This is a genomic window from Micromonospora sp. NPDC023814 (assembly GCF_040639595.1).
GTDB lineage: Bacteria > Actinomycetota > Actinomycetes > Mycobacteriales > Micromonosporaceae > Micromonospora.
This window is the reverse complement of record NZ_JBFAAF010000063.1, coordinates 34,084-43,493: the sequence shown is the minus strand read 5'-3', so window position 1 is coordinate 43,493 and position 9,410 is coordinate 34,084. Positions and strand designations below refer to the sequence as shown.

7 protein-coding genes and 2 pseudogenes are annotated in these 9,410 nt (G+C 72.6%); 5 read left to right on the top strand and 4 right to left on the bottom strand.

Features of this window, described 5'->3' with window-relative positions; genetic code table 11:
* A pseudogene (locus AB0G14_RS27110) lies at nt 1-95 on the top strand (aromatic acid decarboxylase); the annotation flags it as partial.
* Nucleotide 96: 1 nt separating this feature from the next.
* Nucleotides 97-1,905, top strand: a pseudogene (locus AB0G14_RS27105) (PhoX family phosphatase); the annotation flags it as partial.
* A 184-nt stretch (nt 1,906-2,089) separates the two neighbouring features.
* Here AB0G14_RS27105 and AB0G14_RS27100 read toward each other — a convergent pair.
* Nucleotides 2,090-2,872 carry an IclR family transcriptional regulator C-terminal domain-containing protein gene (locus AB0G14_RS27100; protein WP_357702056.1) on the bottom strand — a complete coding sequence of 261 codons (783 nt, stop codon included), beginning with the start codon at nt 2,870-2,872 and terminating at the stop codon, nt 2,090-2,092.
* A gap of 154 nt (nt 2,873-3,026) precedes the next feature.
* On the opposite strand from AB0G14_RS27100, the gene AB0G14_RS27095 reads away from it, so the two are divergent.
* From AB0G14_RS27095 to AB0G14_RS27085, 3 genes are read left to right on the top strand one after another with little or no spacing between them, the layout of a single operon-like run.
* Nucleotides 3,027-4,208, top strand: a complete 1,182-nt coding sequence (locus tag AB0G14_RS27095; protein ID WP_357702053.1) for an MFS transporter — start codon at nt 3,027-3,029, stop codon at nt 4,206-4,208.
* Between the two features lie 45 nt (nt 4,209-4,253).
* Entirely contained in the window at nt 4,254-4,613 is a 360-nt protein-coding gene (locus AB0G14_RS27090; protein ID WP_357452455.1) for a hypothetical protein, read from the top strand.
* Nucleotides 4,610-5,086: a hypothetical protein gene (locus AB0G14_RS27085; RefSeq protein WP_357702050.1), complete on the top strand. Its 477-nt coding sequence runs from the start codon at nt 4,610-4,612 to the stop codon at nt 5,084-5,086. Before AB0G14_RS27090 ends, AB0G14_RS27085 begins: the two co-directional genes overlap by 4 nt.
* 46 nt (nt 5,087-5,132) lie before the next feature.
* On the opposite strand, the gene AB0G14_RS27080 is transcribed toward AB0G14_RS27085, so the two are convergent.
* From AB0G14_RS27080 to AB0G14_RS27070, 3 genes are all read right to left on the bottom strand, one after another.
* Nucleotides 5,133-6,218 (bottom strand): polyprenyl synthetase family protein, encoded by a 1,086-nt coding sequence (locus AB0G14_RS27080; RefSeq protein WP_357702048.1) that lies wholly within the window; start codon nt 6,216-6,218, stop codon nt 5,133-5,135.
* A gap of 90 nt (nt 6,219-6,308) precedes the next feature.
* On the bottom strand, nt 6,309-7,862 hold the full coding sequence (gene nuoN, locus AB0G14_RS27075) for an NADH-quinone oxidoreductase subunit NuoN (RefSeq protein WP_357702047.1): 1,554 nt from the start codon (nt 7,860-7,862) through the stop codon (nt 6,309-6,311).
* Complete coding sequence (locus tag AB0G14_RS27070; RefSeq protein ID WP_357702044.1) at nt 7,859-9,394, bottom strand: NADH-quinone oxidoreductase subunit M; 1,536 nt, start codon at nt 9,392-9,394, stop codon at nt 7,859-7,861. Before AB0G14_RS27070 ends, nuoN begins: the two co-directional genes overlap by 4 nt.
* Nucleotides 9,395-9,410 lie beyond the last annotated feature (16 nt).

Below are 9,410 nucleotides of genomic sequence, written 5' to 3'. Positions count from 1 at the left end.
ACGCGGCGGCCGTCGTGCGGGCGCTGATCGACGCCGGGGAGCCGGTGGACCTGATCGTCTCCCGGGCCGCCCGGCTGACGGTCCTGGACGAGACCCGTCGGCAGCGGTGCGCTGACCTTCAAGCCGGTCCCGCCGAACACCCTGGACACCTTCGTCGTCCCCAACGGGTACGACCACGCGGTCGTCATCCGCTGGGGCGACCCGGTCGTCCCGGGCGCGCCCGAGTTCGACCTGCACGGCCAGACCGCCGCCGCGCAGGCCAAGCAGTTCGGCTACAACAACGACTTCGTCGGGGTGCTGCCGCTGGACGGGCGCGGGCAGCGGGCGCTGCTCGTGGTCAACCACGAGTACACCAACGAGGACCTGATGTTCCCCGGCTTCACCGGCCAGGACGCGCTGACCGTGGAGCAGCTCCGGGTCGCGATGGCCGCGCACGGCATGTCCGTGGTGGAGCTGGAGCGGGTCGAGGGCACCGGGCAGTGGCGGCCGGTCACCAAGGGCCGGCGGCCGTACAACCGGCGGATCACGGCGCTGGCCACGAAGTTCGAGCTGACCGGGCCGGCCGCCGGTTCGGCCCCCCTGAGGACCGCCGCCGACCCGAAGGGCCGCACGGTCGTCGGCACCCTCAACAACTGCGCCGGCGGGGTGACCCCGTGGGGCACGGTGCTCTCCGGCGAGGAGAACTTCAACCAGTACTTCGTCGGCGGCGACGGCGCGCCGGAGGCGGACAAGCCGAAGCTGGCCCGCTACGGCATCACCACCACCGCCCGTTACCCGAGCGGCAGCCGCAAGTGGGAGCGCGCCGACGAGCGGTTCGACCTGGCCAAGCACCCGAACGAGGCCAACCGGCACGGCTGGATCGTGGAGATCGACCCGTTCGACCCGGAGAGCCGCCCGCGCAAGCACACCGCGCTGGGCCGGTTCAAGCACGAGGGCGCGAACGTCATCGTCGCCGCCAGCGGACACGTGGTCGCGTACATGGGCGACGACGAGCGGTTCGACTACCTCTACAAGTTCGTCTCCGACAAGAAGTTCATGAAGGGCAACTCCTGGGTCGCCCGCAGGCACAACCTGACCCTGCTGGAGTCGGGCACCCTCTACGTCGCCCAGCTGGAGCAGACCAGCGCCGGCGAGATCGACGGTTCCGGCAAGCTCCCCACCGACGGCGCGTTCAACGGCCGGGGCCGCTGGATCAAGCTGGTCAGCGGCAACCGCTCGTACGTCGACGGGATGACCGCCGCCGACGTGCTGACCTTCACCCGGCTCGCCGGCGACAAGGTCGGGGCGACCAAGATGGACCGCCCGGAGGACGTCGAGCCGAGCCTGCTCACCGGCAAGGTGTACGTGGCGCTGACCAACAACACCGACCGGGGCAAGGCCGGCAAGCCGGCCGCCGACGAGGCCAACCCGCGCAACCTGAACAAGCACGGTCAGGTGCTGGAGCTGGTCGAGGACCGTGGCGACAACTCCGCCGAGACGTTCGCCTGGTCGCTGCCGATCGTCTGCGGCGACCCGACCGACCCGTCGACGTACTTCGGCGGGTACGACAAGGCGGCGGTCTCCCCGATCTCCTGCCCGGACAACGTGGCGTTCGACGCCACCGGGAACCTCTGGATCTCCACCGACGGCAACGCGCTGGGCAGCAACGACGGTCTCTTCGCGACCGCCGTCGAGGGGCCGGAGCGGGGCCACCTGAAGCAGTTCCTGACCGTGCCGGTGGGCGCGGAGGCCTGCGGCCCGTTCATCACCGGGGACAACCGCTCGGTCTTCGTGGCCGTGCAGCACCCGGGTGAGATCAGCGGCGCGTCGGTCGAGAAGCCGGCCTCGAACTGGCCGGACGGCGACTACGCCAAGCCCGGCGTGGTGGTGACCTGGCGTCTCGACGGCGGGCCGGTCGGCAGCTGACTCCTCCTCGGGCGGTCCGGCGCCGGACCGCCGCCGAGGGCCCTCTCCCAGCCGGGGTGAGGGCCCTCGGCCGTTACCGGGCACGGCGCGCCCGTCGAGCCGAATCGGCGGAGCCGGGCCGGGAACGGTCGGCGCGGCGGAGCCGGGCCGGGAACGGCCGCTGCGGCGGTGCCCGCCGGCCGGGTCAGCTCTCCGACGCCAGGCCGTCGGCGATGGCCCGGGCGGCGGTGAGCAGCTTCGCCCGGACCACCCGGGCGGAGGTCATCATCTCGCCGGCCGGCAGGGCGCAGGCCAGCACCACCCGGCGCTCCATGTCCTTGTCGGGGCTGACCAGCACCGCGGCGCACGCCACCCCCTGCCGGAACTGCCCCAGCTCCAGCTGCATGCCGCGCCGGTCGCCGGCGGCCAGGTCGGCCTCGAACGCCTCCGTGCTGGTCAGGGTGGCGGAGGTGAACGGGCGCATGCCGTACTCACGCAGGTAGCGGAAGCGCTGCTCGGCGGTCAGCGTGGCGAGCAGGGCCTTGCCCAGGGCGGTCGCGTGCGCCCCCTCGTCGAACCCGGGCACCAGGTCCTCCAGGTAGGGCGAGCGGGGGCCCTCGGCGACGGCCGTAACGGCCACCTGACCGCCCACGAACCGGCCCAGGTAGTGGCTGTAGCCCGTGTCCACGGCGGCCCGGCGCAGGCTCTCCCCGACCGCCGGCGGCCCCCGGAACGCCGTCACCAGCTCGCGGTAACGGTCGGCCACCTCCAGGCCCACGATGTACGTGCCGTCCTCGCGCCGGATCACGTAGCCCTCGTAGGCCAGGGTGCGGACCAGGTGGTAGGTCGTCGCCACGGTCAGCTCACACCGCCGGGCGATCTGCTTGACGGTCAGCCCCTTCGGGGCGCGACCGACCGACTCGAGCACTCGTAGCGCGCGGGACACGCTCCGGATGAGATCCGAAGGTTCCGCCAAGGGGTCGCGCACAACCACCTCCGCCGCCGGGGACTTACACCATATGAAATACAGGCCCGGTGCGAAATGCCTGTTCGGGTGGAGGATGCCAGATCGTGGCGGACAGCGCGTACCCGCACCGGCACGGTGCGTGACCTGAGACGACCTCGCGTAGGTTTGCCGCACCATGACCCGCCCCGCGCTCCACCCCGCCCCGGACGTCGCGCCGCCCCGTCCCGCCCGGGCCGCCGCCGGTGCCGTCGCCGTCACCATCGCCTCCGTCCTGCCGGTCTTCCTGGTCGGCGGGCTCGCCGTGCAGTTGGGCGACGACCTCGGCTTCTCCCCCGCCGGGCTGGGCCTGGCGGTCTCCGTCTACTTCGGGGTCGGGGCACTGGCGTCGGTGCCCTCCGGGAGGCTCGTCGACCGGTACGGGCCGGCGGTGGTGGCCCGCTGCGCCATCCTGCTCTCCGCCGGGGCGATGCTCGCCGTCGCCACCCTCGCCCGGTCGTACGCCGTGCTGGTGGGGCTGCTGGCGCTCAGTGCCGCCGCCAACGCCCTCGGCCAGCTCGCCAGCAACGCCGCGCTGGCCCGGCACGTGCCGGCGCGGCGGCAGGGGCTGTCGTTCGGGGTGAAGCAGGCCGCCATCCCCGTCTCCACCCTGCTGGCCGGCGCGGCGGTACCGACGGTCGCGCTGACCGCCGGCTGGCGGTGGGCGTTCGTGGTGGCCGCCGGGGCGGCCCTGGCGGCGCTGCCCGCCGTGCCCGCGCGGGAGCCGCGCCCGGGCCGGACGGCCGCGCCCGCCCGCGCCGGCCGCGCCACGGCGGCCCTGCTGGTGGTCGGGGCCGCCGCGATGCTCGCCGCGGCGGCCGCGAACGCGCTGGGCACCTTCGTGGTGGACTCCGCCGTCGACCGGGGGCTCACCCCCGGCCTGGCCGGGCTGACGCTGACCCTCGGCAGCGCGGTCTGCGTCACCGCGCGGGTCTGCGCGGGCTGGCTGGCGGACCGCCGCCCCGCCGGGCACGTGGCCGTCATCGCCGGCATGCTCGTGGTCGGTGCCGCCGGGCTGGGCCTGCTCGCCGTCGCCGGCCCGGCGCCGCTGGTCCTCGGCGTGGTGCTCGGCTTCGGCCTGGGCTGGGCGTGGCCGGGGCTGATGACGTTCGCGGTGGTCCGGCTGCACCCGCAGGCCCCGGCCGCCGCCACCTCGATCACCCAGACCGGGGTGTACGCGGGCGGCTGCCTCGGCCCGCTGGGCCTCGGCGGGGTTGCCGCCCACGCCGGCTACCCCGCGATGTGGCTCACCGCCGGGGCGGCCATGCTGGCCGCCGCCGCCCTGATGCTCACCGGCAGCCGGCTGCTCACCCGCCACTGAGCGGGCCGGGCCGATCCTGTCGGTGCCGACGGCTAGTTGTCGATCATGAATTCGTGGCACCACGCGCAGTCGGCGGCGCGCAAGTGGGGCGGCACCCCGGAGGACTACCTGCCGATCGAGGAGTTCATCGACTCCTCCAAACAGATCATCGGGGACGTCCGGCACCGCGCGATGTACCACCACACCGCCGGCATCTACCTCTGCCAGCGGATCTTCGGCGACACCCTGCAGGTCGGCCGCAAGCGCGTCCCGGTCCGCCTGATCGCCGAACGGCACGTGCTGGAGGACCTGGGCTGGCTGCCCAGCCCCGCCGACTACCTCGACGGGATGCCGATCCGTCCCTGGATGTCCGGCGCCCAGCGCAAGGACCTGCCCCTCTCCACCCTGCTCGGAGGCGACCAGTGAGTCACGTCAGTTTTCTCGGCATCCCGGTCGAGGGTGAGATCACCCAGGGCCACCGGGTCCCGCAGCGGCCCCTGGAGGAGCTGCGACCGCTCCTGCGCGCCCTGCTCGACGACGAGGCCGTCACGGAGTTCGGCTGGCGGCAGTACACGCCCTACTTCAACGACGGCGAGCCGTGCGTCTTCGGCGTACAGGACGTGTGGGTACGCACCACCGCCGACGGGCCGCAGGCCGACCCGGACGACCTCTGCGTAGGCGAATACGCCGACCGGCATCCGACCCTGGGCGGTTGGGCCTCCTCGAGACGGGAGACGTACCGAGGGCACGACGAGGCCCGCTACCTGCGGGCGGACGCCTTCGCCGAGGCTCTCGAGCAGGGCGGCTTCGACGACGTGCTCCTGGAGACGTTCGGCGACCACGCCGACGTGATCGTCCGTCGAGCGGGAATCCAGGTCCAGTACTACGAGCACGACTGACCGGCCGCACCGGGCCGCCCCGGCTCCGGGGCGGCCGGGACGGGCGTCAGCTCGTGCGGTCGGCGATGTAGTCGCAGAGGGATTCCAGGGCGCGGCGGGCCGGGCCCTCCGGGAGCGGCGCGAGCTGCTCCCGGGCCTCCTCGGCGTAGCTGCGGACCGTCTCCCGGGCCCGCTTGAGCGCCGGGCTCTCGCGGAGCAGGCCGAGCGCCTCGGCGTGCAGGTCGTCGTCGGTCAGCGGGCCGGTGGCCAGGATCTCCCGCAGCCGCACCGAGGCGGCGTCGGCGTCGTCCGAGGCGAGCGCGTAGAGCACCGGCAGGGTCGGCACGCCCTCACGCAGGTCGGTGCCGGGCGTCTTGCCCGACTCCACCGACTCCGACGCGATGTCGAGCAGGTCGTCGGAGAGCTGGAAGGCCACCCCGATGGTCTCGCCGTAGCCGGCCAGCGCCTCGATGTGTTCCGGGGCGGCGCCGCCGAACATGCCGCCGAAGCGGGCCGAGGTGGCGATCAGCGAGCCGGTCTTCCCCGCGATCACGTCCAGGTAGTGGGCCACCGGGTCGTCGCCGGGGCGGGGGCCGACGGTCTCGGCGATCTGGCCGTGCACCAGCCGGGCGAAGGTGCGCGCCTGGAGGCGTACGGCGTCGATGCCCAGGTCGGCCGCGATGTCGGCGGCGCGGGCGAAGAGGTAGTCGCCGACGAGGATGGCGACCGAGTTGGTCCACCGGGAGTTGGCGCTGGGCGCCCCCCGGCGCACGGCGGCCTCGTCCATCACGTCGTCGTGGTAGAGCGTCGCCAGGTGGGTGAGCTCCATCACCACCGCGGCCGGCACGACCTGGGCGCTGGTCGGGTCGCCGAACTGCGCGCCCAACGCCACCAGCAGCGGGCGGAACCGCTTGCCGCCGGCCTCCACGAGATGCCGGGCGGCCTCGGTGACGAACGGGTCGGCACTGGCCACACTGGCCCGCAACTCGACCTCGACGCCCTCCAGCAGGCCCAGCACGGACGCCTCGACGCGGGGATCGGCGAGATAGAGGCCGAGCGCGCCGAACTGACTCGTGCTCACCCTGGTCCGACGGCCGCCGGACCCGATGGCACTTGAACGCTCGCCAGCCGGATTCACCACGCCTTCAACCATGCCACACCCCTCCGACCTGCCCGGGACGGGGGATACGGCGCGGGGGCCGGCACGCCGTGGCGTACCGGCCCCCGCGGGCCCGAGCGTCGGTCATCTGACAAATTCGGCGGCGCCGGTGGCCAGGTCGAGCAGCGGCGCCGGGGCGACGCCGAGGACCAGGGTGGCGATCACGCCGATCATCAGCGCGGCCGAGGTCAGCCCGCCCGGCACGGCGACGGTCGGCGTCGACTCGCCCGGCTCGGAGAGCCACATCATCACCACGACCCGCAGGTACGGGAAGGCCAGCACCATGCTGGTCAGCACGCCGGCGATCACCAGCCACGCCTGCCCGCCGTCGAGCGCCGGCCCGAAGACCGCGAACTTGCTCGTGAAGCCGCTGGTCAGCGGGATACCGGCGAAGGCGAGCAGGATGAAGGTGAAGACGCCGGCGTAGAACGGCGAACGCCGACCCAGCCCGGCCCAGCGGGACAGGTGGGTGGCCTCCCCGTCGGCGTCGCGCACCAGGGTCACCACGGCGAACGCGGCGAGCACCGAGAAGCCGTACGCGACCAGGTAGAACATCGTCCCGGAGACCCCGTCGGCGCTCGGCGCCAGCACGCCCACCAGCAGGTAGCCGGCGTTGGCGATCGAGGAGTACGCCAGCAGCCGCTTGATGTCGGTCTGGGTGACCGCCAGCACCGCGCCGATGAGCATGGTCAGCACCGCCACCGCGCCAAGGACCGGGGTGAAGTGCCACCGCGCCCCGTCGAAGGCGACGTGGAACACCCGCAGCAGGGCGCCGAACGCGGCGACCTTGGTGCAGGCGGCCATGAAGCCGGTGATGGGGGTCGGCGCGCCCTGGTAGACGTCCGGCGTCCAGACGTGGAACGGGGCGGCCGCGGCCTTGAAGAGCAGACCGATGGCGAGCAGCGCCATGCCGGCGAAGAGCAGCACCGGGCTGGCCGGGGAGTCCGCCACGGCCGCGTGGACGGTGGCGAAGTCGACGCCCGCCTGCCGGCCCGGGACGCCCGCGGTGAAGCCGTACACCAGGGCCACGCCGAACAGGAAGAAGGCCGAGGCGTACGCGCCGAGCATGAAGTACTTCAGCGCGGCCTCCTGGCTCAACAGCCGCCGGCGGCGGGCCAGCGCGCAGAGCAGGTACAGCGGCAGCGAGAAGACCTCGAGCGCGATGAACATGGTCAGCAGGTCGTTCGCCGCCACGAAGATCAGCATGCCGCCGATCGCGAACGTGGTCAGCGGGTACACCTCGGTGAGGCCGTTCTTGCCCTCGGCCTGCCGCCGGTCGTCGGCCGACTCGGCGGTGACCGCGGCCTGGGCGACGAACGCCCCGCCCCGCTCCACCGAGCGCTCGCCGATGAGCAGCAGCGCCATCGCGGCGAGGACCAGGATCGCGCCCTGGAGGAAGAGCGTCGGCCCGTCGACCGCGATCGCCCCGCCGATGGTGATCGACCGCTCGTCCGCCGCCAGCACCACCATGGTCAGCGCGGCAAGCACCGCCAGCAGGGCCAACGAGAGCTGCACCACGTGCCGGAGCCGGCGGGGCACGAACGCCTCGACCAGCACGCCGAGCAGCGCGGCACCCAGCATGATCAGGGTCGGCGCGAGCGCCGCGTAGTCGATCGACGGCAGTTTCAGCTCATTCACTTTGCCGCCTCCTGGACGGTGCCGCCCGAGGTCGGGGCGGGGTCGGTCCTGCCGATGTCCTGCATGGTCGCCTGCACGGCCGGGTTGATCACGTCGGTCACCGGCTTCGGGTAGAAGCCGAGCAGCACGATCAGCACGATCAGCGGGGCGACCACGAACTTCTCGCGCAGGTTGAGGTCCCGCCGCATGCCGTCGACCTCGGTCAGCGCCGGATTGAGCGTGCCCTGCGTGGTGCGCTGCACCATCCACAGCACGTACGCGGCGGCCAGGATGATGCCGAGCGTCGCGATCACCGCGACCGGCTTGTTCACCGTGAACGTGCCGATCAGCACCAGGAACTCGGAGACGAACGGCGCGGTGCCGGGCAGCGCGAGCGAGGCCAGACCGGCGAAGAAGAGCACCCCGGCCAGGATCGGCACCAGCTTGCCGGCGCCGCCGAAGTCGCTGATCAGCGCCGAGCCGCGCCGGGCGATGAGCATGCCCACCACCAGGAAGAGCAGGCCGGTGGCGAGCCCGTGGTTGACCATGTAGAGCACCGCGCCGGTGCCCGCCTGGGTGGTGAAGGCGAAGATGCCCACCCCGATGAAGCCGAAGTGCGCGATCGACGTGTACGACACCAGCCGCTTGAGGTCGTTCTGGCCCACCGCCAGCAGCGCGGCGTAGATGATGCCGATCAGGCCCAGCGCCAGCGCCCACGGGGCGAACCACTTGGCCGCGTCCGGGAACAGCGGCAGGCAGTAGCGCAGGATGCCGAACGTGCCGACCTTGTCCAGCACGCCGACGAGCAGCGCCGCCGCGCCGGCCGGAGCCGCGCCACCGGCGTCCGGCAGCCAGGTGTGGAACGGGAAGAACGGCGCCTTGATCGCGAACGCGAGGAAGAAGCCGAGGAACAGCCAGCGCTCCGTGCCGGTGGAGATGTCCACCTGGGACAGCGCCTGCCAGTCGAAGGTCTTCCCGCCGACCACCCAGAGGCCGATCACCGCGGCGAGCATGAACAGGCCGCCGACGAGCGAGTAGAGGAAGAACTTCACCGCCGCGTACTGCCGCTGGTGGCCGCCGTAGCTGCCGATGAGGAAGTACATCGGCACCAGCATGACCTCGAAGAACACGTAGAACAGGAAGACGTCGGCGGCGGCGAAGACGCCGATCATCGTGCACTCGAGGACGAGCAGCAGCGCGAAGTAGACCGGCACCGACCGCTTCGACGACTCGGCGTCGTGCCAGGACGCCAGGATCACCAGCGGCACCAGCACCGCGATCAGCATCAGCATGACCAGCGCGATGCCGTCGGCGGCGAAGGTGAAGCTGACGCCCCAGTTCGGGATCCACGGGTACGACTCGCGGAACTGGAAACGGTCACCACCGACCTGGAAGGTCACCCACATGACCACCGACAGCGCCAGCACCAGCAGCGACCAGCCGAGCGCCACCTGCTTGGCCAGTTCCGGCCGGCTGCGCGGCAGGAAGGCCACCACCAGGGCACCGACCAGCGGCGCCACGGTGAGCACCGAGAGGAACGGGAAGTCGGACATTATGCGGCCTTACCTC

What these genes read in the sequence shown, in the direction of transcription:
- AB0G14_RS27090 (WP_357452455.1), top strand. Translation starts at nt 4,254, where the DNA reads ATGAATTCGTGGCACCACGCGCAGTCGGCGGCGCGCAAGTGGGGCGGC.
- AB0G14_RS27080 (WP_357702048.1), bottom strand. Translation starts at nt 6,218, where the DNA reads ATGGTTGAAGGCGTGGTGAATCCGGCTGGCGAGCGTTCAAGTGCCATC.
- AB0G14_RS27095 (WP_357702053.1), top strand. Translation starts at nt 3,027, where the DNA reads ATGACCCGCCCCGCGCTCCACCCCGCCCCGGACGTCGCGCCGCCCCGT.
- AB0G14_RS27070 (WP_357702044.1), bottom strand. Translation starts at nt 9,394, where the DNA reads ATGTCCGACTTCCCGTTCCTCTCGGTGCTCACCGTGGCGCCGCTGGTC.